23 protein-coding genes are annotated in these 23,605 nt (G+C 61.5%); 12 read left to right on the top strand and 11 right to left on the bottom strand.

Annotated features, from left to right (window positions below):
* Nucleotides 1-33: 33 nt before the first annotated feature.
* Both LDB29_RS15445 and LDB29_RS15440 read right to left on the bottom strand, forming a co-directional pair.
* Complete coding sequence (locus LDB29_RS15445) at nt 34-183, bottom strand: hypothetical protein (protein WP_257554712.1); 150 nt, start codon at nt 181-183, stop codon at nt 34-36.
* Nucleotides 184-488: 305 nt separating this feature from the next.
* A complete protein-coding gene (locus tag LDB29_RS15440; RefSeq protein WP_257554711.1) occupies nt 489-884 on the bottom strand; it encodes a hypothetical protein in 396 nt (131 codons plus the stop codon).
* A 162-nt stretch (nt 885-1,046) separates the two neighbouring features.
* On the opposite strand from LDB29_RS15440, the gene LDB29_RS29405 reads away from it, so the two are divergent.
* The 3 genes from LDB29_RS29405 (at nt 1,047) to LDB29_RS15430 (ending at nt 3,515) form a co-directional block, all read left to right on the top strand.
* Nucleotides 1,047-1,244 carry a DUF5818 domain-containing protein gene (locus LDB29_RS29405; RefSeq protein ID WP_275489330.1) on the top strand — a complete coding sequence of 66 codons (198 nt, stop codon included), beginning with the start codon at nt 1,047-1,049 and terminating at the stop codon, nt 1,242-1,244.
* Between the two features lie 679 nt (nt 1,245-1,923).
* On the top strand, nt 1,924-2,394 hold the full coding sequence (locus tag LDB29_RS15435; protein WP_257554709.1) for a DUF736 domain-containing protein: 471 nt from the start codon (nt 1,924-1,926) through the stop codon (nt 2,392-2,394).
* Between the two features lie 83 nt (nt 2,395-2,477).
* Nucleotides 2,478-3,515 (top strand): DUF2493 domain-containing protein, encoded by a 1,038-nt coding sequence (locus LDB29_RS15430; RefSeq protein WP_257554707.1) that lies wholly within the window; start codon nt 2,478-2,480, stop codon nt 3,513-3,515.
* Nucleotides 3,516-3,688: 173 nt separating this feature from the next.
* Here LDB29_RS15430 and LDB29_RS15425 read toward each other — a convergent pair whose 3' ends face one another.
* Entirely contained in the window at nt 3,689-4,012 is a 324-nt protein-coding gene (locus LDB29_RS15425; protein ID WP_257554705.1) for a hypothetical protein, read from the bottom strand.
* Nucleotides 4,013-4,480: 468 nt separating this feature from the next.
* Here LDB29_RS15425 and LDB29_RS15420 point away from each other — a divergent pair, with 468 nt between their 5' ends.
* The 5 genes from LDB29_RS15420 (at nt 4,481) to LDB29_RS15400 (ending at nt 11,163) form a co-directional block, all read left to right on the top strand.
* Nucleotides 4,481-4,780, top strand: a complete 300-nt coding sequence (locus LDB29_RS15420) for a CopG family transcriptional regulator (RefSeq protein ID WP_257554704.1) — start codon at nt 4,481-4,483, stop codon at nt 4,778-4,780.
* 106 nt (nt 4,781-4,886) lie between these two features.
* Complete coding sequence (locus tag LDB29_RS15415) at nt 4,887-7,025, top strand: type IV secretion system DNA-binding domain-containing protein (protein ID WP_257554703.1); 2,139 nt, start codon at nt 4,887-4,889, stop codon at nt 7,023-7,025.
* On the top strand, nt 7,022-10,009 hold the full coding sequence (gene mobF, locus LDB29_RS15410; RefSeq protein ID WP_257554701.1) for a MobF family relaxase: 2,988 nt from the start codon (nt 7,022-7,024) through the stop codon (nt 10,007-10,009). The genes LDB29_RS15415 and mobF overlap by 4 nt, the downstream gene beginning before the upstream one ends.
* 9 nt (nt 10,010-10,018) lie before the next feature.
* Nucleotides 10,019-10,609: a restriction endonuclease gene (locus tag LDB29_RS15405; RefSeq protein ID WP_257554699.1), complete on the top strand. Its 591-nt coding sequence runs from the start codon at nt 10,019-10,021 to the stop codon at nt 10,607-10,609.
* Nucleotides 10,606-11,163 (top strand): lytic transglycosylase domain-containing protein, encoded by a 558-nt coding sequence (locus LDB29_RS15400; protein WP_373886280.1) that lies wholly within the window; start codon nt 10,606-10,608, stop codon nt 11,161-11,163. Before LDB29_RS15405 ends, LDB29_RS15400 begins: the two co-directional genes overlap by 4 nt.
* A 54-nt stretch (nt 11,164-11,217) precedes the next feature.
* Here LDB29_RS15400 and LDB29_RS15395 read toward each other — a convergent pair whose 3' ends face one another.
* The 4 genes from LDB29_RS15395 to LDB29_RS15380 form a co-directional block, all read right to left on the bottom strand.
* Nucleotides 11,218-11,850: a ParB/RepB/Spo0J family partition protein gene (locus LDB29_RS15395; RefSeq protein WP_257554698.1), complete on the bottom strand. Its 633-nt coding sequence runs from the start codon at nt 11,848-11,850 to the stop codon at nt 11,218-11,220.
* Nucleotides 11,816-12,280 carry a hypothetical protein gene (locus LDB29_RS15390; RefSeq protein ID WP_257554696.1) on the bottom strand — a complete coding sequence of 155 codons (465 nt, stop codon included), beginning with the start codon at nt 12,278-12,280 and terminating at the stop codon, nt 11,816-11,818. The genes LDB29_RS15395 and LDB29_RS15390 overlap by 35 nt, the downstream gene beginning before the upstream one ends.
* Nucleotides 12,277-13,503, bottom strand: coding sequence for a phosphoadenosine phosphosulfate reductase (locus LDB29_RS15385; RefSeq protein WP_257554694.1), 1,227 nt, complete (start codon nt 13,501-13,503; stop codon nt 12,277-12,279). Before LDB29_RS15385 ends, LDB29_RS15390 begins: the two co-directional genes overlap by 4 nt.
* A 244-nt stretch (nt 13,504-13,747) precedes the next feature.
* A complete protein-coding gene (locus LDB29_RS15380) occupies nt 13,748-15,055 on the bottom strand; it encodes a helix-turn-helix transcriptional regulator (RefSeq protein WP_257554693.1) in 1,308 nt (435 codons plus the stop codon).
* Nucleotides 15,056-15,101: 46 nt separating this feature from the next.
* Between LDB29_RS15380 and LDB29_RS15375 the strand changes: the two genes are divergently transcribed.
* Nucleotides 15,102-16,985 (top strand): SGNH/GDSL hydrolase family protein, encoded by a 1,884-nt coding sequence (locus tag LDB29_RS15375; RefSeq protein WP_257554692.1) that lies wholly within the window; start codon nt 15,102-15,104, stop codon nt 16,983-16,985.
* Between the two features lie 14 nt (nt 16,986-16,999).
* Nucleotides 17,000-17,800 (top strand): alpha/beta fold hydrolase, encoded by an 801-nt coding sequence (locus LDB29_RS15370; protein WP_257554690.1) that lies wholly within the window; start codon nt 17,000-17,002, stop codon nt 17,798-17,800.
* A gap of 118 nt (nt 17,801-17,918) precedes the next feature.
* On the opposite strand, the gene LDB29_RS15365 is transcribed toward LDB29_RS15370, so the two are convergent.
* From LDB29_RS15365 to LDB29_RS15350, 4 genes are all read right to left on the bottom strand, one after another.
* Nucleotides 17,919-18,479: a hypothetical protein gene (locus LDB29_RS15365; RefSeq protein ID WP_257554688.1), complete on the bottom strand. Its 561-nt coding sequence runs from the start codon at nt 18,477-18,479 to the stop codon at nt 17,919-17,921.
* Nucleotides 18,480-18,636: 157 nt separating this feature from the next.
* The gene (locus LDB29_RS15360; protein WP_257554686.1) at nt 18,637-19,482 is read right to left on the bottom strand and encodes a hypothetical protein; all 846 of its coding nucleotides are present in this window, start codon (nt 19,480-19,482) and stop codon (nt 18,637-18,639) included.
* Nucleotides 19,469-21,028, bottom strand: a complete 1,560-nt coding sequence (locus LDB29_RS15355) for an FAD/NAD(P)-binding protein (protein WP_257554685.1) — start codon at nt 21,026-21,028, stop codon at nt 19,469-19,471. The genes LDB29_RS15360 and LDB29_RS15355 overlap by 14 nt, the downstream gene beginning before the upstream one ends.
* A 166-nt stretch (nt 21,029-21,194) precedes the next feature.
* A complete protein-coding gene (locus tag LDB29_RS15350) occupies nt 21,195-21,959 on the bottom strand; it encodes an A24 family peptidase (RefSeq protein WP_257554683.1) in 765 nt (254 codons plus the stop codon).
* A 553-nt stretch (nt 21,960-22,512) separates the two neighbouring features.
* On the opposite strand from LDB29_RS15350, the gene LDB29_RS15345 reads away from it, so the two are divergent.
* Nucleotides 22,513-22,887, top strand: a complete 375-nt coding sequence (locus tag LDB29_RS15345) for a winged helix DNA-binding protein (protein ID WP_257554681.1) — start codon at nt 22,513-22,515, stop codon at nt 22,885-22,887.
* Between the two features lie 160 nt (nt 22,888-23,047).
* Nucleotides 23,048-23,584 (top strand): SIS domain-containing protein, encoded by a 537-nt coding sequence (locus LDB29_RS15340; RefSeq protein ID WP_257554680.1) that lies wholly within the window; start codon nt 23,048-23,050, stop codon nt 23,582-23,584.
* Nucleotides 23,585-23,605: the final 21 nt, after the last annotated feature.

The raw sequence follows: 23,605 nt of genomic DNA, 5'->3' as shown, positions 1-23,605 counted from the left end.
TCGCCTCTCCGATTCCGGAGAGACTGCCATCTCTCAGGATGTTTCTAGCAACCGGCTCCTCGCCAGATCCAGTGCGTGCGACAACCGCATCGCCACGACCTGGTCTTTTGGGTCGATGAGGATCGCGAGTGCCTCCTCCATTAACTCGATGGCCTTCTTCAGTCCTGACTTGTCTTCAGTCATGTCCGCCTCTTTCCGCTAAACCCAACTCAGTCGGCGGGCACCCTCCGAAGGAGGATGCCGGCCCCTGAGCCGGACGATCGAAAAACGCGACGATAGACGCGCGCCTGCACCTTTAGCCGAACAGCCTGGACATGCGCACAGGCCATCCGGCCGCAAAAGCCTTGCAGCCGACTCTATCGTTCAGAGTTTCGACACTCCGGTTCGCCATCGGCGAACGCGGTTCCTCTAGCCCCATCGGCATCTACTGCCAATCGGTTACTAACTTCACCTGAATTCGCTGGAATTCGGAGGCCCGCAGAAACGCCTTAGCGAATGGACAAGCGCGCGGCGGCCACCGGCCGATACATATCGGTGCGGTCTCGCATCAGGCCCGTAAGCCAGACAAGATGACTCGCCGCGTCCGCCAACGACAGTGTAGCCACCGCATCAAACAGGCAGCGCTGGTAGGGGGAGTTGCGATCAAGGATGTCCACCAGTCGATCGCGCGCCGGGCTATGGGGATCGTTGATCTCGGCATTGGCTTCGTGAGCCGCCTCGAGGAAGGCTTCCGCCAACTCCTGCGCCTCATAGTAACCGCCTTCCAGGCTTTCGCTTATGGCCAGGGCCGCGAGCTGGCTGCGCACAGCAGGCAAATCAGGATCATTGACCGCGTCAACCAGAGGCAGGTTGAAATCGAAACCGGCAAGATAGCTGGCGATCATGGAAATATCCTTTTACGCAACGCCGAAACATATAGGGAACATATTTGCAAATTGCAAGTGTTTCGTGCATGATAAAGCGATGTCTATAGGCTCCCGCTTCAACCTCTTTCGTGCCTCCACCGCAGGGGCGCCCGCCTGCAGCGGTCGAGCTTCGGTGTAATCATGGCAGTCGTGCCTCTGCGCCTGCGTGGTGTCTTGCACACCAGCGACCGCGGGTTCCTTCTCGAAACAGAGGATGGTCATGTCTGGCGCCTATCCGGAGCTGAAGATTTGACGCCGCTCGAATATTCCGATGTCATTGTCGAGGCACGCAAGGTCAGCAACAGTCTGCTCGATGTGCTCTGGATAGGGTCAGCCTAGCGAGCAAGCGGGGCGAATGCCCGCCAGGGGCGGGCACCGGGCTCTATCTCCGCTTCGCTCCGACCAAGCCCCCTGCGGGGTCTTGTCCGCTTCGCGGTAACGATCCCTTTCGCGAGCAAGCTTCAAGGTGCCGCATCTCCCAAGCGTCCCGCATTGGGCAGCGATGCTGCGGCCCTCGGCGGGGCGCCTCGGTCCGCAATCACCGTCGGGCGAGGTCGTTCATCGCATCCTACACCGCCCTCGCAGTGTCTCGGCGTGCCGCGGGTGGTCCGGGGATACAAGGGCTGCCTCCGGTCAAGAAGTTCTAGGAGATAAGGGGCCTGCCGACAAAAGTGCCTGTTTCAAAGGGGTCGGCAGGCCCCTTATCTCCAAGAACTTCTAAAGACCGCAGCGCGACGTCCCTTGCATCCCCGGACCACCCGCAGCCCTTGAGCCCCGGCGAAGGCGGCTCCGGATGCGATGAACGACAGGCACCGTCTCACCCTCCGTCGATCAGGAAGGAATGCTTCGCATACTTTGTGATTGGGCCGCTACCGCGGCCGTTTTACTGGCTCAGGCTCACCAGATACGATGAAATTCTGTCAAGAAAACAATAATATATCTAAAATAAAGGGGAGGGGGTAAAGTAATTGTGCGGCTGGGGATTGTCTCTGTTGCACTTTTACTAGGAGTATAGGTGATGAATATTGGTGAGTTTAACTTGAAGAATGGCCGTCTCCTTGGTTGGATCGCCACGCGCAACATTGATATGCCCAAGCTTGGCTTGCGCCCAGTCGAAAGCCAGCACGATCAGGCCCCCAATTACGAAATCGTAGAACTCAACGTGGGCAATCGCTGGGTTCAGGTCGGCGCGCTTTGGGAAGCCGTCGCAAAAAAGACCGGCGAGGTATTCTTGCAAGGAAACATCGACGATCCGAGCATGGCCGAGCCGCTCCCCATCGCACTTTTCGGCTCGGTTGAGGAAGGCTATCGCGTAGCGTGGCGCAGGCCGGAACGCCGTGACGATTTCGGCTCGGCTGTTCGCACGTCCCGCGAAAACACGCCTTCCCGCAGCGGCGATGACTATGGTTTCGGAGGCAGCACCGCCGACGATAACGGCGCATTGGCCGACAACACCGCCGCCGAACTTGACGATGAAATCGCGTTCTAACGGCTAGGCCAAGACGGGCCGGGGGAGCGCAGCCACGCTTCCCCGGACCCTGACCGATCATCCAGTCATCAGGAGTCAGACTCATGAGCAAGAAATCAGCTAACAAGACCGTTAGCACCTTCACGGACATTGCGGAACTTTATGCCGAAGAAACCGCCACCCCGGACTTTCAGGCATCCTTTGGTGACCCGCTCCCCCTTTCGATCATCGAACCGGGGGACGAACCGGGCGAACACACCATGCCCGAACCCTTCGCGGCGCAGAAGGTTTGCGGCGAGCTTATCACGTCACTTCATAACCTGTTGAAGGATACCCGCCTTGACGCGCTGGCCCCTCAAATCGCGTGGGGCATCGTCAACAGCTTCCATTTTGTCGCTGGAACGCTGGAACGCCAAGAGGACCGGCTTGCCGACAAGATACGCGAAATGACGCGGCGCATGGAGCCGGGCGAGGTGTTCAACAAGGAACTGGAGGACTTGCAGCTTCAATGCCAGTCGCTTGCCGAGCAGCGCGCCAATGTCGAAACAATGCGAGACTATGCAGCAGCCCTCTATAAGGCTTGCTGGCGTCGGGCATGGGTGCAGGCCAAGGGCAGCAAAGCGTCATCCGTCACGACCGCAAGCTATATCAACGCACTGGACTTCCTACGCGAACGCGCCCTTGCCAAGCGCGAGAAGCACCAGCCGCAAGGCCCTATTGTCATCTTTTCCGGCCCCGCCATTTGGGAGCAATGGGAACCCCTTTGGACCAAGCTAGGCGAAATCAAAGCCCGCATCCCCCATATGACGCTTGTTACCACCGGCCAGCGCAAGGGAGCAGACGCCATTGCAGCAGCATGGGCCGCGCGGGAAGGCGTCCCCGTCGTCGCCTATGGCCTCTATGGGGGAGGCAAGAAACCGGCTTTCACCCGCAACAAGAAGCTGGCCGAGCTTGAGCCGGTCGAAGCCATCTTGTGCGAAGGTTCAGGCATACAGGCCAATCTTTATCAAACCATGCGGAAACAGGGCGTTCCTATTCATGCCTTCCACTGGCCCAAGGATAAGCCCAAGCCGACCCCGAAGCAGGCAACCGGCCCGATAGAGCCGCGAGACACATTCAGCCGCGCCAGACGCTACGCCTGACCTGATATAGCGCGGCGCTTCATTGGCGCCGCGCTACCCATCATCATCATAGACCCGCCAACCCGCCAAGGCTGGCGCGCTTTCCAGCGCGCTGGCCTTTTTTCGTGCCGCCGGTCGCCGCCGCGCCTGACGGCGCGGCGGCAAAAGAGAAAAAAAGGGGCAGGGCGACAAACTCATGCCCCTATGGAGGCACCTGAAGCCGCGCCGTCATTCCCCTTTTGAGGGGGAGTCGCCGGCGATGGCTTCCCCGAACGGGGGGCATCGGATGCCGCTAAAGCCCCCTTGAGCGCGACCAACGCCGCAGCGCCGCCCAGCCGCAGCACATGGCCCAGCACGTCGCGGAACTCTCGTTCCGTCATTTGCTCGACAGGCAGCGCCGTAACTATCGCAGCATAGCGATCCCGTAGCTTCTGGCGCATCGCTACAATCTCGCCAGCAATCTTCTTTTCCCGCTCGACCAGATCGGCGAGCCTATCGCGTTCCGACATTTTCGGCATGACCAGTTTCCTTCTCTCAAGGCTGGTCCGCTCGTCACGCGATCCTTGTCGCATAGGCGCAACCGCACCACAAGCGACACCGCCGCGCAGCGCGGCCCATCCCCCCACATAGACCCAGCCGCCAAGGGTGCGCCCGGCAGCGGTGGAGCAGACGCAGCGACGCCGTCGCTGCGGGCAAGCGACGCACGCGCTTCGCGGTTTGTAATGCACCGTACGCACGGGTGCTAAGGCCAGAAATAGCATTAAAAACAACAACATATTCTGTCTGACGCGTCGGACAAAATCGACATTCTGTGTCCGACACCAGTGACAACTCAGTATCGAACCGCCAAAAAGCCCAGCATTACTGCGGCTTTGCGCTGTCTGACGCGTCGGACATGCTGAATTTCTTGAGGTTTCCTCGAAGGCCGGCTATAGTGCCAGTCGCTTCAAGACCGCCTTGGCGAAGCTCCATCAGGAGCTACCGCCTTGGCGCGTATCACCATCCGTATCGATGACGATCTGCTCGACCGTCTGAGCCGCCGTGCGCGGCGCGTCGGCGTCACCGTCTCCGAACTCGTCAGACCCGCACTCGAACACGCTGCCGACAGCCGCGCGGGCTATGTCTTCACCTCGCAGGACGAGATCCTCGCCGGCGTTCTGCAGACGATGTCCATCGTCGCGGCGGCGGTACGGAAGCGTTCGCCCGAGACGCTCGAACAGGGCATGGCGGATGCTCGTGCCCTCCTCCACGAAAAGGGGTTGCTCGCCCCAGGAGAACAGCCGTGAGGCGGGGTAGGCCAACCCCCGCCGACATGGTGCTGGCGCTACGCCTGGCCTCCAGCATGGGGACCATATGGCCCACGATCATGCCTCTCGGCGGGAGGGGCGCGCGATGAGCATCTTCCGCAATGACACCTTGGGGAGTTGGACCCGCGGCGGTCAGGCGATCGTCCACAACGTCCGGATGACCACCCAGGTCTTCTTCCAGACCTTTGTCGCCGGGCTGGTCCTCTGGGTTATGGGCACTTGCTGGTATGCCTTCGAGAAGTCGAACGAGTATCAGCGGTTCGTCCTGGTCAAGCTGGTCGAAGCGACCTTCAAGGTGGATGCCGCGCCGGGGACCAATGACCCGGTCCTATTCCGCACTCCGGAGGGGCGCCAATACTGGACCTCGGCCGACGCACTGGTCGAGTCCGGCGTGGTCAAGCAGGCACTCAAAAAGCTCGAAACCGATCTCATCCACGGGGCGCTTCTTGCGGGGCTGTTTTCCCTCGCGGCGCTGGCCTGGGCCTGGTTCTATTTCACCAGAACCGGGAAAGGCCTTGGCTCCAACGAGTATCTGCGCGGCGCCCGTTTCGGAACCGTGGCGCAGGTCCGTCGGGCGCTCTGGCGTCAGAAAAAAGGGTGCCTCGTTATCGGGGGGGTGGCCGTGCCGGACGCCTTCGAGCCGGAACATATCCTCATCTGCGGTGCTCCGGGGACGGGCAAGACCAACTCCATTACCACCATGCTCACGGGGATCCGCAAACAGGGCAAGCGTGCGATCGTCTATGACACCGCCGGTTCCTTCGTCGAGAAATTCTATCGGCCGGGGCACGACATATTGTTGAACCCGCTCGATGAGCGGACCGCCATCTGGAGTCCCTGGGTCGATGTGCCCAAGGAGTATCATTACGATCAGATCGCTGAATCCACGATCCCCGACAAGCATGGCGACCCCTTCTGGTCGAAGGCTGCCCGTGGGACGCTGGTCGCCGTGCTGCGGAAACTGGCTCGGCAGCAGCACACCCTGATCTCGGTCCTTCTCGACCGGGTATTGCGTTCCCCGCTCGCCGACCTCGCTGCCTTTGTGAAAGGGACGGATGCAGCAGCGTTCATCTCCTCCGAAGGGGAACGCACGTCGGCAGGCATCCAGGCCGAGCTCGCTTCGGTCATGCGAAGCTTCTCCTATCTCGACGATACCGAAGATGGATTCTCGATCCGGCGCTGGGTGGAAAATGAGGAGGACGACAGCTGGCTCTTCATCACCGTAAAGGCCGACCAGCTTCCCTCGCTGCGGCCCCTCATCACGGTCTGGCTGGATATCGCGATCAGCGCGATCATGAGCCTCACCCCCGACCGTAACCGTCGCCTCTATTGCGTTATCGACGAGTTGCCGACGCTCCAGAAACTTCCCAGCTTGTCCGACTTTCTCGCCCGCGCCCGTAAGTATGGCGGCTGCGGGGTTCTCGGTTTCCAGTCCTATCCCCAACTCGAAGCGACTTACGGCATTCAGGATGCCGCGGCCATCACCGGCTATTGCTCGACCTGGGTGGCGCTGCGGGCAAACGATACTACCACCGCCAAGCACGTCTCGGAGAATCTCGGCCAAGTCGAACAGGTCGAGGCCAATGAAGGGATGAGTTACGGGGTCAACGATATGCGCGATGGGGTCAACCTCTCTCGCATGCAAGTGACCCGTCCGCTGGTAATGCACACGGAGGTCACCAACCTTCCCAACCTTTCCGGCTATCTCCGGTTCGGCCGCAACTTGCCCGTCGTGCGCTTCAACGATCGCTACAACGCTCTGCCGACGGTCGCTGAAGCTTTCATCGAACGCGCCGAAGCCCCCAAACGCCTTCCCCAGGGCAAGACCATCATCGCCCAGGCGCGCGCCGTGCGCCGCGCGGCAGAAGCCGCAGCGGAGCAGGCGAGGGCAGGCGACAACGGACCGGCGCCCCTTGCTGCACCGCCATCGCCCCCTCCCGCCCAAGGTGACTTGTTCGGCAAGGAGAAAACCCCACCCATCGTCGAGCCTGTCGTAACGCCGCCGCCCGAAGATGCAGCAGCAGATCATGAGGCCTTTGTACCTGCCGCACCCGATAGTCCGGAGACGGATGACGACCTCGCCGCTGCGGGAGTTGCCCCTGATAACGAGCACAGGACCGCAACGCCCGTCACCCTGCTTGGGGCGTCTCGCGGCAGCGTTCGGGTGACGCTCGCCAGCCATGACCGTGCCGACGGCGCCCGCGAAAAGGCGAAACCGGCATGATCCATCCTCGCCGCCTCAAAGGCACCGCCGCCAATATCAGTCGATACTACACGGTAGGCGATTATTACACGAAGGGTGGGGATGAACCATCCGAATGGGGCGGGCGCATCGCGGCTGACCTTGGTCTCTCGGGGCGGGTAGATCCCAAACAGTTTGAGGAACTTCTTGCCGGTAAGGTCGGTGACCAGCAACTTGGCCGTCGTCGCAAGGAGGGTATCCAGCATCATCCCGGTTGGGACTTCAATGTCAGCGCCCCCAAATCGGTATCGATCCTGGCACTGGTGACAGGCGACGAACGGATCATCGTTGCCCATGAAAAGGCAGTAACTGCGGCGCTCACCTACCTCGAGGAACATGCCGAGCTACGCCGGCGGGTCGAGGGCGAAATCGTCCACGAAACCACCGGACGCCTGCTCTTCGCTCGCTTCACCGAGCATGCAAGCCGCGAACTCGACCCGCATCTCCACACCCATGTCGTCACTCTCAATATGACCAACCATGCGAACGGCGAGCGCATGTCGAGCCTTGAGACGCGCTCCATGTTCACCGAACAGATTGTCGCAGGGCAGATCTACCGAAACGACCTGGCTCATAGCCTTCGCGAAATTGGTCATGAGATCCGCTTCGATCCACGAAAGGGGCTGTTCGAAATCGAAGGCGTCCCCGGCCAGCTTATTCGCGACTTTTCGCAGCGCGCCGAGCAAATCAATGCACATGCGGAAGAGCATGGCCACACCGGGCAGGCCGCACGGCGTATCTCTTTCTTCGAGACCCGAAAAGCGAAGGAGAAGATCGGGATCGACGAACTGCATGCGCAATGGCGCACACGCGCCGAACCTTATCGTGAAGATCTCGACAAGGTTCTGGCGGCGGCCGAAGAGCGCGGCGAAAGAACGATCGAAACCAACCCGAGCGTCGCTCGCCGCGCGACATTGTTCGGCATTCGTCAGAGCGAAACGCGCGAGGCGGTCAACAATATCGGACGCCTCTATCGCACGGCACTTGCTTCCCATGTCGGCGAGGTCCGGTTTGCAGACATACGCCCGTTGTTCGACGCGCAGGAAGCGACCCGCAAGCTTCTCAAGACCGTGCGCCAGACCGGCGATCAACCGCTCCCGCGGGGACGTACTTCACGACGGACAGCGAAACTCGAATTGGCCCTGTCCGAGCATCTATCGCTCGCGATGGGCGACGCATCGCCCGTAGCCACTCGCGAGCAATTGGCCGAGGCCGCGCGCGCGATCGGCTTGTCGAAAGAACAGGCCGTCGCATTGGAAGCGATCGGCACCGGAACCAACCGCGCTGTCGGTGTCCATGGCGGCGGCGGCTCTGGCAAGTCGACCTTGGTCCGCGCGCTGGTCGAGGCGACAAAAGACGATCATACCACCATTGCGCTCGCGCCGACATCGTCGGCAACGGCGGAGCTTGGCGAGAAGGCCAGAATTGAGTCCCGCACGGTCGCATCTCTTCTTGCGAGTGGTGGATACGGCATCACCGACAGGCATATTCTGGCGCTTGACGAAGCGGGACAGCTTTCCAACCGGCAAGCGCTCCGCGTGCTGGAGATCAGCCGTGCCACCGGCGCACGTCTCATCTTCCTTGGCGACAACAAGCAGACCGGCGCGATCGAGCAGGGAAAAGCCTATTGGCTGCTCCAGCAACTGGGCCTGCCGACGAGCCACCTCAAGGAGTCCAGGCGCCAGCAGACCGACGAGATGAAAAAGGCGGTCGATCTCGCGCGAAAAGGCGACTACGCGACTTCCCTCTCGGCGCTCGATCGCGTTACCAGCGGCGACAGCGCAGAGAAGCTTGCAAAAAATATGGTCGATGAGTGGACCCGGCTCAAGCCGTCGGTCCGCGATGCCACCAACATCCTGGTTCTCGACAACGCCACCCGCCTTATCGTCAACAACCATATCCGAGAGGCCCTGAAGCGCGAAGGCGTGGTCGCCGCCCAGGATCATCGGCTGGAGGTGCTGACCCCGTCAGGCATGACTGAGCAGGAAAAGCAGGTTGCCCGCTTCTACACCGCAGGACAGGTGCTGAAGTTCTCTCGTGACAATGCAGGTCTGGGGATCGCGCGCGATGCCGAATATCGCGTCGTCATGGTCGGCCGAAACGGACAAGGCCGCCAGATCGTGCGCATGGTCGATGAGAACGGCCGTCAGATCGACTGGAATCCCCGACTCGGCAAGGCGGCCCATGTCAACGTGTTCCTGCCCGAAGAACGTCAACTTGCGCAGGGTGACCGCATTCAGTGGCGATTGGTCAACAAGGACATTGACGTCAAGAATGCCGAGCGCGGCACTGTCCTTGCGCTCGACGGAACCATGGCCACGATCAAGTGGGATCGCGGCCAGCGGATCCGAACAGTCGACCTGTCCGAGCATCGGACCTGGGATCACGGCTATGCTGAGACCGTTTATTCTGCGCAGTCCAAGACCTATGCACGCGTCTACATACTGGCTCCGGTCGAGTCCGCTCTAGTCAACGCTCAGAACTACTACACGGCCATCACGCGGGCCGCCTATGGTGTCAAACTCTGGACCGAAGACGTTAAGCGTCTCGCGGAAAAGCTCGCCTCGCATTCCGGTGAGAAGACCTCCTCGCTCGAAGGCCTCGGCCGGTTGAAGCTCGACAGCCATAAGGTTCGCGGCGCCCGTCACAAGGACAGGCATGATCGCTCCCGCGTGAAGAACGCCCGGGGCCGCGATGAACGCAAAGCCGAGCGAGAAGAGCGCGAGCAGGAGCGTCCGGAACGTGCCGACCGAAGGCTGCGCGGCATAGGTGATATCCTCGCTGGTCGCGCCCAGGAAAGCGCAGCTCTCGTTGATCGTTTCCTGCGCGGTACGATCGAGCGCGATCGCGCTCGCACGGCGATGGAGCATGAGCGCGGCGGCGCTACCGAGCATGCCCCCCAATCCCAACCCCAGCCTCAACCCGATCATGGCCATGGCGGCCATGGCGGCGGACATGATCGATAGGAGAACCACATGGATATTCTACTGCTGGCGACGCTTTTCGCTATGCTATTGGTGTTCCTGTTCAGGCGCTACCATATCCCAATCAAACACCGCTGGCGTCGTCGTCAGGCACGGGCGATGTGCGAACAATTGCGCGGTCCGGATCGCGACCAGCCTGCGGGACTGCATTACGCGCGGCTTCGGGCGATGGACCCGCTGGCATTTGAAGAATTGCTGCTCGAAGCCTTCGAGCAGCGGGGGCATCGCGTGATCCGCAATCGGCGCTACACGGGCGACGGCGGCGTCGACGGCGAGGTCGTCATTGATGGCGAGCGCTGGCTGATTCAGGCGAAGCGCTATCGCGACGCGATCCGGCCCGAGCATGTCCGCGACTTCGCCATGCTCTGTGCGACCCGAAAACGCCGAGGCATGTTCATCCATACCGGCCGCACTGGAGGGATAAGCCGCACGGTGGTTCTCAGCGCGGACGGTATCGAAATCGTCTCGGGGCAGCGATTGCTCGCCCTGCTGACAGGCGCGCCGTTCCACCCCGGCGGTTTTCCCCCTCTTGCCAGCGTTGGCTCTGGCCGTTCCGGCCTTCGCGATCGAGCGCCGCTGTGAGGGAGTGGAATTCACCGACCGCCTGTTCTCGGCATTTCAGAATCGCGTGCGCGACACTGGCGATCTTGTCGGCGGTCTGCACATCGAATCCTGCACTGGCAAAGCGGGGGGCTTCAGGCGAGGCATCGGAAATTGCCCGTTGCATCCGTATTGCCGCGCGCGGCCAGGGATGGCTTGAGAAAACTCTTTGGGGGCTGCGTGAGCAGGAAGCCGGCTGGCTGGGTGCGGAAGTTGCGAACACCAACGGCACCCACGATCTAGGACCGCTACAGATCAACAGCTGGTGGGTGCCGCGCATTGCCCGGCTGGTTGACAAGCCCGAACCACTGGTCCGACACTGGTTGCGACATGATGCCTGCTTCAACGCGGAAGCGGCACGCTGGATCTTCCTGTCCGGACTGAGGACGACCGGCGACTATTGGAAGGCGGTCGGAATCTATCACAGTCCGACGCTCTGGCGGCAGCGCACCTATGCCGCAAAGGTGGCCAACCACATGCGGGCAAGGTTTGGGCCGGATGTATTTGCGGCGGCAAGCGCGGAGGAGGGGAGGTAGGTGAAAGGGAGGTGCGGGGGCGGGGGAGCCGAGCACTTCCTCGCTTCAGCAAATTCACTCCCAGGACCGAGAATATTCATGGTCGCGGAATAGCTCGGGTAAGCCTGAAATCTGTTTGAAGCGGACGACTTCGTCGGCATCCATGCCAAGATTGCGTTCGACATCCTTGTCGCTCCACCCCGAACGCAACAACGCTACGACAATGTCTGTCATCGGTGGAACCGCGTGGACGCCCCGAGCGCGATTGTGCCGGATGGTGGCGGCGATGCGCTCAGCCTTGCCTGCCCGCGCCAGACGGATTGAAACGATCGGCAAATAGCCATGGAGGCGATCCCGGATGTGTTTGGACTGCTTACCGACACGCTGGCGGTGAAAGCCATCCACGACGATGTGGCGATCATCTTCTTCATGGGAAACGATAGGCTGCGTAAAGCCATCGGCGTCGATCGACCGCTCCAGCAGCAACATTTCCGGCGGGGCCACGGTATTTGGGTTGTAGTCGTTGCCTTGGACCTTCTCGGCCGGAACCCATTGCAGGCAATCGACGGGCTCCTCAGCGAACGGGCTGTGCATGTGGAGCTGACGCCGCAGCTGGTTGAGTGCTTCCACCCGTCGGGCGAGGGGAAGCTTGTCCAATTCGCAAAACAGGGCTTCAGCCTGCTGCACGATCTGCGCGACCTGCGGCATGAGCGTTCCTTTTCAACGTTACCCAGGATCCCCGGGTGGAATGGGTGATGAAACCATATGGCGCGAGTGGTTGCACGCATGTTTCCGGCACACTCGCCCAGCTTTCGGCGCCAAGATCATCAATGTAGGCCAGGACCGCCATGCGTAATGCACGAAACAGGCCATTGCCGCGTATCTCGGGGCACACATAGCCGTAGCGGATTCTGAATATGTCCGCCTGCCGTTCGACACCAACGAAGCCAAGAACCTCTGCTTTTGGCGTGCAGCGCGCAACGAACCAGCGATAGCCGGCCCCGTCGTTAAGCGGATATCCGCCGCAGTCCCTCCGGACAGCTGCGCTGGCGAAGAACCGGCCCATGACAGAAAAGAAGGCGGCCTCACCGTCGGCAGAGCGCATCTGGGTAATTTCGAAGCTGTCGAGAATGTTCATCCGTTACCGCGATGTGTCAGGGCCAGGGTGTCGATATCGCGCCGGGCAAATCCAAATGAGAGGGAGCGCGCCATGTCCTGCTTGAGCAGCGATAGGGCAACGCGACGCCAGGACGGTTGCTGCTTGCGATTCTCCAGTTTCGGATCGCCTGCATCCGGCCAGGATGACAGCGGATAGCCGTGAACAGCCCACCAGTCGATGAAGCGCTGGATGCGGCGTTCATATACGGTGCGTAAAGCTCCAGGCATGCTCTTGAGCAGGAATTCACTATACTGCTGCCAGGTCGTGAATGTCGGAGGCAGTCCGAGACCTCCCCGGTAGCCCAGAAAACGCTGACGGCTGTAACGGGCAGCGTAGTTTGCACCGGCAACGCGTTTGACGACGCGAAACCAGGTCTCCGGCTCCAGTCGATGAAAAAGATCCAGGCCCTTGCGCTGATCGTCACCATAGGGTTGGCATATCCGCATCTGGGAAAAGGGCAGGCCAGCCTTGTACATTTGATCGTAGAGGCGATTGTAGGCGCAACCGTGTTCCGCGACATATCGCCAGAGATCTTCGAATTTCCAATCGTAGATCGGAAAGAAGGTGACGGCATCACCGCCAGCAAGGTCGCGAGCGCTCCATTGTACAGGGACGCCGGTCCGAGGGGAGCGCCACGCGCTTTTCTTGACGCGCGCACGGCGCTTGACGGCCAGGTAACGATTCAGGGATTCATCCGAGCGGATGCCTACCAGGAAAGCAGTCGGCGTCCCGTCCGCCAGCCACTCGTTGAATGCGGGTATGAACTCCTCGAACTCCATGCGGTATTCGTAGAAGGGGAAATAGCCTTGATCACGAATGACAGAGCGATGCTCAGGCATCGGACGAATCCAGTCAGCCTCGCGCTCCGGTTCCCAGGAACACCAATAGGGTTCTTCCAGACTGGAGGCGTTACGCAGGTTGATCGGCAGGCAAATCCACCACGGCCGGACATCATCCCGGTCGAACATCTCGATCACATGATCGATTGTGAACTGATACTGCCCCTCGAGGTCTACGAAGAGGACGTCGACCGGTACGCGTCCCAGTTCGTGAGCGACTTCCAGCGCCAGATGAAGCGTGACCGAACTGTCTTTCCCGCCGGAAAAGGCCACGCATACGCGCTCGAAATGCCTGAACACGAGACGCATCCGTGCCTTTGCGGCTTCATAGACATTCGCCTCATGGTAGCTTTTTCCAGCCATGCGTGTCGTTCGTCTCCTGCCGGATCCGCGCTACACAGAATGGCGATGAATACCGTATGCGTCGCGTTCCTCACAGACCACCCAGCGTGGTGAGTGCAGCATACTCTAGATCGCCGGGGCTTCATCGGCACTAGGAGAATCCCTAACACGTCCTGTGCCTTCCGGACACGGTAGCGAAATGGCTGTCATGGGCCGAGAAAAGGCTTCAATCGACTAGCGGGAGGCGATTGGACTCCATCGTAAGCTAGGTTGCGTCAGGTCGTGTATCTCGCCAAGCGCTCGGACTCATGCCCCGCATCTTGCGGAAGGCTGCGTTAAAGGTGGATTTCGCATTGAACCCGACCTCCTCGCCAATCGCGAGTACCGTCTTGTCTGTTTGCGACAGGAGACCGCAAGCAGCGTCGATCCGCCAACCATTCACATAGTCGAAGAAGCTGATCCCGCGACGCTGATTGAGCGCCTGGCTGAGATAGCCAGGACGCACGCTCGCCGCATCGGCCAGATCCTTCAGCGTCAGCATCGGGTCGGACCAAAGCTGTTGCTCGGCCATCGCACAATCGAGCCGAACAAGAATCCGGTCGAGATCGGCGTCCGCCAGCCCAGACCGGGCATAGGCGGGGCGAGCGGCAGCGGAACCTTCGACGATGCCAGATTCGGCAAGCGGCTCCGGCACGTCCGGTTGCGGCGCTTCCGGTGCAAGCACTTCATCGGCCCATTCCGGCAGTGGCGGCTCCACCGTGAGGCCGTGAACGGCAAAGCCGAGGATCACAGCCAGCAGAAAAACATCGTCGGCGCGTCCGCTAAGCAGCTCAACGCCAAACCCGGCAGCGATCATCTCGCCGAGCTGGACGCAGAAGATCACGCCGAGCAGCCCCGCCGTGACCGCAAATCCCTGTAGGTCGCCACGTCCTTCGGTCGAGTAGATCGCGGCGAGCCGCGTCCGATGCCGCCGGAGCCGGATGGCAATGGCAATGGCGCTGGCGAACGTGACGATCAGCCACGCCAGCCAGAACAATCCGACCGAGGCCACGGCCATGAGCAGCATCGGCGGCGGCAGGTCCGGCACCTCACCGGCGAGCAAGGCGCTGCGAGCGGCGGGCGCGACCAGCAGAAACGGCAGCAGCAGGACATCCGGCGCCAGCGCCCAAAGCCAGTCGCGCCGTGTGACGACCGTTCCGGTCAAACCGTCGAGATAACGCCGCAGCAGCACCGGCAAGGCGGGCAGCACCAGCAGCTCCCAACCGACGATCCATCCGGCGGGTCCGTCTGCGGCAAGGTCGGGCAACAGGAACAGGACCAGCAATAGCTCGAACAGCGCCAGTGCACTGAGCGCCGCACCTAGGCGCGGACGATCGCGCCGGCGCAGGGCCAGCGCGAGCGCGGCGGTGACGCCCATGCCGATCGAAATGGCGGTGATGTCGGCTGCGATCATGTCCTGTCCGGTTGGTTTTCTAAACATCTGCAACAGTTTGTGCGCGGCGGCAACGACCGGGCCAGCTGGACGGCGACCGGGCCGCTTGGCCCGGACGACGATCCGGCACTCGCCGGCCATGACCGGGGCGCTCCATCAGGCCCAATTCCCCAAAGGACTGCGTCATATGCTCCTCTCTCACTGCTTTGCCCGTCTCTCGGCGTCCGCCACCGCTATCGCGCTCGCCGCATCGCCCGCCTTCGCTCAGAACGATTACTTCTTTGGGGATTCGGATCTGGAGCAGGGCAATTTCCAGATCATCGGCGGCCTGTCGCCCGAGGACCGCGTGCCCTATTCTTGCGTCGACGGGCTGTGCCGGGATTCCAACGGCCCGGTGTGGGTCGAGCATATATCGCCCGGCGTGGCGCCGGCGCTAGCGGCCGAGCCACCTTATCGCTCACTCAACTTCGCGGTGTCGGGCGCACACATGACCGAGCGCGGCAGCGACGACCTTCCTGTCGACAGCGGCGTTGCCCGCCAGATCGAGCTGTTCGCGCAGCTACAGGACAGCGGCGCGATCCGCGTCGCCGGGGATGATCGTCTTTTTATCCATGCCGGAACCAACGACCTCACGCGCCTGCTGGCGGACGAGGCGCCCGAGGCGATCCAGTCCGACATCGTGACCGCCGCGACCGGCCATGTAGCGGCGCTCGGCGCGCGTGGGGCGCGCACGATCGTCGTCGCGACCGTGCAGCCGGTCCAATATCTTCCGATGCTCGGCGGCGAGGAGCTGGCCGACCTGCGCGGCGCTATCGGCGGCTTCGTCGATGACATCAACACCGACCTCGTTGCCTCGCTCGCCGCGCTGCGGCCGAGCCTCCCGGCGGGCACCAATGTCGTCCTCGTCGATCAGGGCGCCTTCTTCGCGCATCTGCGCCGCGACTATGCCAAGCTCGGCTTCGCGACCTTCGACACGCCTTGCTACAATACGGAGAGCGGATCGCTTTGCGCCGCCGACACGGAAGTGCAGAACGCCCATGTCTTTTTCGACACCAATCACCTGACCGCAGCGGGGCATGTGCTGCTCGCCGACTGGTATCGCGCCACGCTCTATGGTGCGTCAGGCGAAGCGGCGCGGGATGCCGGTCGCATGATGGATGCGCTCACCACCGGCGCGGATCGGATCGCTCAGGAAACCGACGCCGCCCGTGCGCTTGCCGCCGGGGGTGGGAACCGCCCGGTCCTGTTCGCGGCGCCGATCTTCGCCACGGCCCGCTATGATGGCAGCGCCGGGGACGGCCTGCGCCTGCGCCAGCGCGGCGGCCTGTTCGGCGTGCAATGGCCGCTCGGATCGCGCGGTTTCGCGGCCCTGTCCGGGGCCTGGCTCGACCAGCAAGCGCGGATCAGAGCGACCGATTCCTTCAAGGCGCGCGAATGGTCCGTTTCGGGCGCCGCGGGTATGACGTTTGGCAGCGACGCCAGCGTGGCGCTCCATGCGAGCTATGCCCGGCCGCGCTTTACCGGATTCGTACGCGACACCCATGCGCTCGATCTGTTGGCAAGGGGCGAGACGAGGGGAGAACGCTATGGCGTCGGCGTCGAACTTGCCGGAGCGACGATGCTCGGACGCGGGCTGCGCCTGTCATCACGGTCCGGGATCGACTATGTGCATGGCCGCATCCACGGCTTCGCCGAGCAGGATGCAGAAGGGCTTGCCCTGCGTTACGATCGCCAGTCCGTCGACGTCCTGGCGCTCGACACGCGCGCCCGGCTCGGCCTGGCTCTGGTCGATCGGCCCGGCTCGTTCTCCGTCATCCCCTATGTGGAGTTGCGCGACCGGGAATTACTCGCTGGCGATACGCACGGGATCGGCTCGACGCTGATCGGCAACATTGCCGACAGTGCCAGCCTTCGCACCAAGACCCTGTTCGGCCAGGGGCTGACGCTCGGCGGCGGCGCCGATGTCGCCGTGGGCGGCAGGCTGCGCTTCGGCCTGTCCTACGAGCGTGCCGTGAGCGGCTCCGGCGAGCGCAGCCACGCCGCATCCCTTCGCCTCGCCATCGCGCTCTGATTGGGAGACCTGTCATGCGCATCCTCGCCATCGCGGCCTTTCTCGGCCTGTCCGCCTGCGCCAGCGGAATTTCCGCCTCTCGCCCGAGCGACACCCGCCCGGAATGGCCGACGGTGGTGCTGGAAGCCGGCCTAGGCGATGGCGCGGCGAGCTGGCGTTCGCTCCGCGCGGCACTGCCGGGCGATGTGCCGGTCTTTGCCTGGAGCCGTGCAGGCTATCGCGGCGGCGCGTTGGGCGAACTGATCGGCGGCGGGCCGCTCTGGCCGTCCGACGCCGATGGCCGCCGCACCGGCGCGGAGATCGCTGCCCATCTGCACGAAAAGTTGATCCAGGGCGGCATAAGGCCACCCTATATCCTGGTCAGCCATTCGATCGGCGCCAACTATGGGTTGAGCTTCGCCAAGGCATATCCGGAAGAGGTCGCGGGCCTCGTGTTCGTCGATCCGCGACTCCCCGGCTTCAACCGGGCCTGCAAGGCGGAAGGACTTAGACTGTGCGAGATCCCGTCCATCCTCGCGGCGCTCATGTCGCCGGCCGAGCGCGCCGAAATCCGGGGGCTGGAGGAAACCGAAGCCAGCCTCGCCGACCTGTCCAGCATCCGCGATATTCCCGTGACGATCCTCACCGCCGAGCGGGGAAGCCCGACAAGCGATCCGCGGATGCGTGCGCTCTGGCAGTCCCATGCGGCCCGGTTCACCCAGGGGTTTACCCATTCTCGGCATATCATCGTCGCGGGGAGCGGGCACTATATCCATCACGCTGAACCGCAGCGTGTCGCCGCCGAAATCCTGCGAATGGCCGTGTCGACCCGATAGTGAGGGAATGCCCATGTACTCCCGCAACCGTGCCGCTCGATTGCATTATCGTGAGGACCGGCACCTCGAAAACATCGCGTCCAATGACATCGAGGTCGATTCCCGGCCAGGCCCGTGGTCAGGATTGATCTTCCGGCTTCTTGCTCCGGGCCTGATTCACAACTGCCGCCTCCCAGTCGACAGAATCTGGCTCCGGTTCGAGCCTGTGCATTTTCGGCGAAAGCTCAATTTCGTCAGTAGCACGACCTAAAAGAAATGGCCCCTCTCCAGTATCGATTCGTCTTTCCCCAAGATCGAGGCCAAGTACACGCTGGATCATGATACGCGTAGAGCGCAGAGCGACCCGAAGCGGTCCTGTCAGGCCCGGTCGCGAGGCGTGGATAGCAGCAGGTGGGGCCGCAGTCTCCAACAACCCTAGAAGCACTTGCTCGTCGTTGGTGAGAACCGTGGTGCTTCCATCCCCCGCTCGAAAACGGCGCCCGGACCAAGCTTCGAGAATTGACAGGAGTGCTGCGATGGCAGGGGCCAGAAAGCCAGCGTCGCGTACTTCAAGCCGCGCGAACAAGGTCGGCAGAATGGGGCGATGCCGGTCTACCGTTTCTCGCCAGCAGCGCGCTGCATCGACGATGATCGCTTCCGGTGTAAGAGGGTCAGGAAAGGCGGCCGCAACACAGGACAAGGTGGTTTCCTCTCATACAACACCCCTGTTTCTGGTTGACCGTCAGACGTTTAAGGGAGCGATGTTGCACGGACAAGACGATCAGCATCAAGCGTCCCGCGCCGGCTATCTGCCAAAGCATACGCCGTCCTCTGAAAACTGGGTTGAAATGAGGCTTCTAGCCGGAATTGTTCAAAGTGCGGGATGATTGGGCGATTTTGACCTTCGGCCAATCCTCACCAAGTGTCACGAACTTGATCGCCCGGCCTTTACGCAGTTCCTCGATCGGGAAGACGAGCGTCTCCTGATCCGCCGCGCCAACGATGATCGCCGACAGCGCGCCGGATTCCGAAATGACGGGCGCACCCAGTGCCTGCGGTTCTGCAAGGGGGCGGTTGCGGCCGCGGGTCACGAGGCCGCAGTAGGAATAGTAGAGTGTCGCACCGAGGTCGGGAATGCGCACCTCGTCCAGGTCTCCAGCAACCCGTCCCTTGCGATTGATGACCGGGCTCGACAATTGGCGGTTCGTTCGAATTGAGCCGCTACGACGGGAATCGCCATAGTCGGGATCCGTCCATGTGGGATCATTCAGGCGCCGAACGTGGAACAGGCCATCACTCCAGATTCCCTCCCGGAAGTTTCGGACCGTCGCAAGGGGTTTTGCGTTCTCCCGCTGGCTTTCGAACAACGGGGTCGCCTCGAGGCGAATGACGTGGAAGCCCAGATTGGAGCTCTCTGGACCCAGGACCTCCTCGGGAGGGACCAGCGTGCCCAATGCGAGGCGTTGCTTTCCAGGCCCTCGGATCAAAGTGCAGGAGACCTCCTCGGCGCTCGGCAGCAGATGCGAGTGCGCGGTCAACAGAAGATAGAGATTATCATCCTCACAGTCTTCGCGTGTGATGATGGCGGAAATCATCATGCGGGCGTCGCCGTCGCCGACGATACCGATCTTGATGATGGTTCCAAGCCGGAGAGCGTTGTTGGCAAGCCGGCTGGGTTCTGAAAGACCGCTACGCTTCGTCATTTGGGGGCCTGTTGCGATGAATGTTGACGGATGCGACCTGAACGGACGCCGGGCCTACACGGAGAGGAAACAGGCGCAGCTGTTCGGCTTTGCGCCTATCCTCCGCGTCGAGGACGACCTTGATCGGTCGACCGTTGGTGAAACAGTCATCCACTATGATAGTGGTTTGAAAATCGAGCCCATAGGCTCGACCGATATGGAGGAGCGTCTTGCGCACCGTTCGCGGTAGAGTTTCGAGCGAAACGCCCGACTTTCCCATGCCGTCGTTCGTCCAGCGAAACACCTCTCTGTCATAGTCGCTCACATCGGCTGCGGCGGAATGTTCGACGGCCTTTTCCCGTAGGCCAGCGAGCTCGGTGGCGCTCAACAGGTCCGCTGCGGCCGGCTCAGCGCCATGCCGGATGATGACGCGATCGAACCCCGATGGAGGGTCGAGCGGCGCGCCGTCGTCGTTGTCGGGTATCATCCTATGCTGATCCTCCTCGACTTCGAGTACCCCTTTGACGGCCGTCACATATCGCCTCGTTCCGTTACTGAAGAAGGCGAGCAGCAGCTTGTTGATAGGGGCGGCAGTGAATGAATAGGGACTGGTCGACCGATGCAGAAGCGTGATCTTACGATTGGAGAGACGATCGTCCGCGCCCGCAAACGAGGACAGCTTTCCTTGTGTCTCCTGGCTGAAAACGACCTTGCGGTAAAAGTCGCACGGATCAGTGCTGTCGCCAGTTCCGGGAATCCTGTGCAACGCTCGCTCTGCTTCGACCTCCAGGATATCATGCTTAACTTCGCTGTCCGTCAACGCGACAGCCAGCATATGGGCGGCACGCGTGACCTTGGCGCCGAGAATGGGGGAAAGCACGTCGATGAGGCCGCCATCGCCCGTGCCGCTGACGAGAACCGCCTGGGCTTCATCAGCTATGGCGTTGGGCGACCAGTAGCTCGGTGATATGAGCGCACCCAAACCGCGCTCCGGCTTGAAGCCTGTGGCGAGGACGACAATATCGGCCTCGATGCTGGCGCCGCTCTGAAGTTCAAGCAAAACGCCGCTGGCATCGTGCTGCAGCCGAACGACCTGATCATGGACGAGATCGACTTTCGGGCCAAAGCCGCGTTGCCATTCATCGAGAATATCCTCGATCACCATGTCCGCCTGGGACTGCGCCCAGTTAAGGAAGGGCAGGGCCGTGGCCGGCGTCGGCTGCTGCTTGGGCCAGAATATGATATTCGGGTGAAGCTCCCGATGGGTCGCATCCCGATATCGCTCAAACGGTGTTGTCCGGGCTTCTATCAGCCTGACACTCGCTCCGACACTGGCAAAGCCCGCTGCGAGCATTCTACCCGCGACACCGGCGCCCACGATGCAGATGTTTCGCCGACCGGGTAGGAGCCGTTTCCTGGCGATAACGGACACCAGAGCAAGTGCGCGTAGCTGTTGCGCGTAGAAATTTTGCTGCGTCAGAAAGGGATTCATCGCGTAGAGCGTGTCGGAAATCCGGCAAGCGCAATAAACCGCCCACGCCCGCTTATCGTGCTCGTTGTCCCCCATGTATGTCCTTGCACTTGAAGGGCGTGGCGCCCAAAGACGTCAGGCCCTCAGCTACGTGCTCGCAGGCCTCTTTTAGTAGGACACGCGCCGAAGCAATCTTGGCAAAGAAATACGGTTCGGATTGCCTGCGATGGGCAAAAAGATTTTTAAGTTTCATGCTTTGGGCTCAGGCCCCGGCAATTTGGTAGGCGAGCCAGACGGTGAAACCTGCCAGCGCCAGACAGGCGCCGAATGGCAGTTGCCGGCTTGAGAGCGGCTCTTGTCCCTCCCTGAGGACAGCCACGGCCATGACGAGGCCGATCAGGCTCGCGCCAAGTAATATGTGGGGCAACGCCTGCCAGCCAAGCCAGCATCCGATTCCCCCGAATAACTTAGGATCTCCGCCTCCCAGTCCGTCTCGACCGCGCAGCCGACGATAGCCTTGCTTCACCAGCCAAAGGGATAGGAAACCGACAAGGCCGCCGGCGATGCTGTCGCTCGGGCCAATACCGGCACTGCTGAGGCTTGCCGCAAGGCCGGTGATGGCAAGTGCCGTCGTCAGGAGATTTGGCAGGATGAAATGGCGCGCGTCCAATGCGCCGAGTGCGAGAAGCTGCCATCCAAATATGGCGCCCGCGATTGCGGTTATGCCGGGGGTGGCCATCCCGGCGAAGACACCGACGAGGCAAGCAGTGGCCTCGATTTGCCAATGCAAGGCATCGATCGGCGCATTGCACGTCCGGCATCGAAACCGTGAGATGATTGCGCTGAGTAGCGGAATGAGTTCGACGGGCGCCAACACCCGTGCGCAGTGGTCGCATCGCGAGCGCCCGATAACAATCGGACGACCGGTGTCCCATCGTACCACAGCCGTCGCGATGAAACTCCCAACGAGGACGCCGCCAAGACCAAGTGCGGCGATCAGTCGCAAGTCTGGTAAAGGATTAAGCATGAATGGAAGGGTCAGGTTCGGCTAGCTCCTCTGCCATATGGCGGACTCTATATTACAGGAAAGTGACAATAATATTCGCGATGCCCGCTCTTCGTTGATTTTGTTCAGAAGTGATTGACTTCTGTCAATGCATCGGCTGCATCTCATAATGAGGGTGGGGCCGGCCAACTGGGAATGGTGTGTGCGTATGTGCATAAGCGAGACAGGCATCCTCGTTGTGTCCGCGCCGGGGATGGCCGCGCCTTTGGAGGCAGGCCGACATATGGTGCCGACCATCCACTTGTCGTCGGTCGAGGGTGGCGACTCGCTCTCTAGGGTCGCGCCAGGTTGTGGTTGTCCCGATGCCGGGCATTTCCAGGGTGGCGATTCGCACAGTAGTCCGATTTTGGTTTCGGGAAGTTTCGCCATACCGGCGCTCGCCTCGACTTCCGGTGCCGGGTCTGTGCAAACCGATGGAGACCTTCACGTCCGCTTGTTCTCGGAGCCCGCGGAGGTAGCGGACGAAATGCCGCTGTTGGTTACACGGTCCGTTTCCGCAAGGGAGCCCGATCGGATGCACACAGCTTCTGAAATTGAAGCGATGATCGTGCGGGATATCCAGTTCATATTGCGCATGCGGCGGGCGCGGGCCGAGTTCTTCGACGGAAATCTGTTCGCGGATCCGGCTTGGGACATGATGCTCGATCTCATGGAAGCCCGACTGCGCGGGACTGAGATTCTGACCTCGAGCCTGTGCATGGCCGCATCTGTTCCGGCCACCACCGCGCTTCGCTGGATCAAGAACCTGACGGAGAAGGGGATTCTCGTCCGCCGAGCGGATGATGCCGACAAGCGTCGGGTATACGTCGCCTTGTCGGACGCTGCGGCCTCAGCGATGATGGACTGGTTCGAACTTGTCCATCGGCAGAAGACGACAATAGGTTTTTGAAAATCGCCCTCCGCGATCTCCCGGCACTGGCGTCGAACCCGCGAGAATATTCCATAAATGACTGTGGATTCTCCTAGCGTGATGGGTTCGATGTTCGATTAGCGTACCTTGTGGCTATCAAGCTTGCGTGTGCCTGGTGGAGCAAAAGGAACGTGCGACCATGACCGTGACCGGCGCGACGGAGGCAGATTCATCCTCCATCCTTGCCATTGGCCGTCAGGCCATAGCGACGGAGGCGGAAGCGCTCTGGTCACTTTGTGACGTCGACGATGCCTTCGTAGAAGCGGTCAAGTTGATCCATGATGCAAGGGGCCGACTGCTCGTGCTCGGCGCAGGACAGTCTGCCAATATCGGACCCAAGCTGGCCACAACATTCTCGGCAACGGGTACGCCATCATGTTATCTGAATGCGCTCGAAGCTCTGCATGGGGGTATCGGCGTCATGGTGCCGGGCGATGTCATTTTGATGCTATCGCGAACCGGAGAGGCTCAGGGGTGCGGAGCTATCGTCAGGTGGGCGCAGATGCTGGGCGTCCCCATCATCGCGATCACGGCAAACCAGGACTCGCTTCTTGCCAGAAGCGCGGATGTTCATCTTCTTCTCCCTGCACAGCCTGAGATTTGTCCGTTTGGCCGAACTCCTGTCAACGGCGGAGTAAAAGTCGGCCATTGGGCGGCGCAAAATCAGGCCGGGTGATCCGTGTGCTGGCGAGCGCCG

The organism is Sphingobium sp. CFD-2, assembly GCF_024611135.1.
Taxonomy (GTDB): domain Bacteria; phylum Pseudomonadota; class Alphaproteobacteria; order Sphingomonadales; family Sphingomonadaceae; genus Sphingobium; species Sphingobium fuliginis.
The sequence above is the reverse complement of the archived record's forward strand: the minus strand, read 5'-3'. Positions and strand labels throughout refer to the sequence as shown.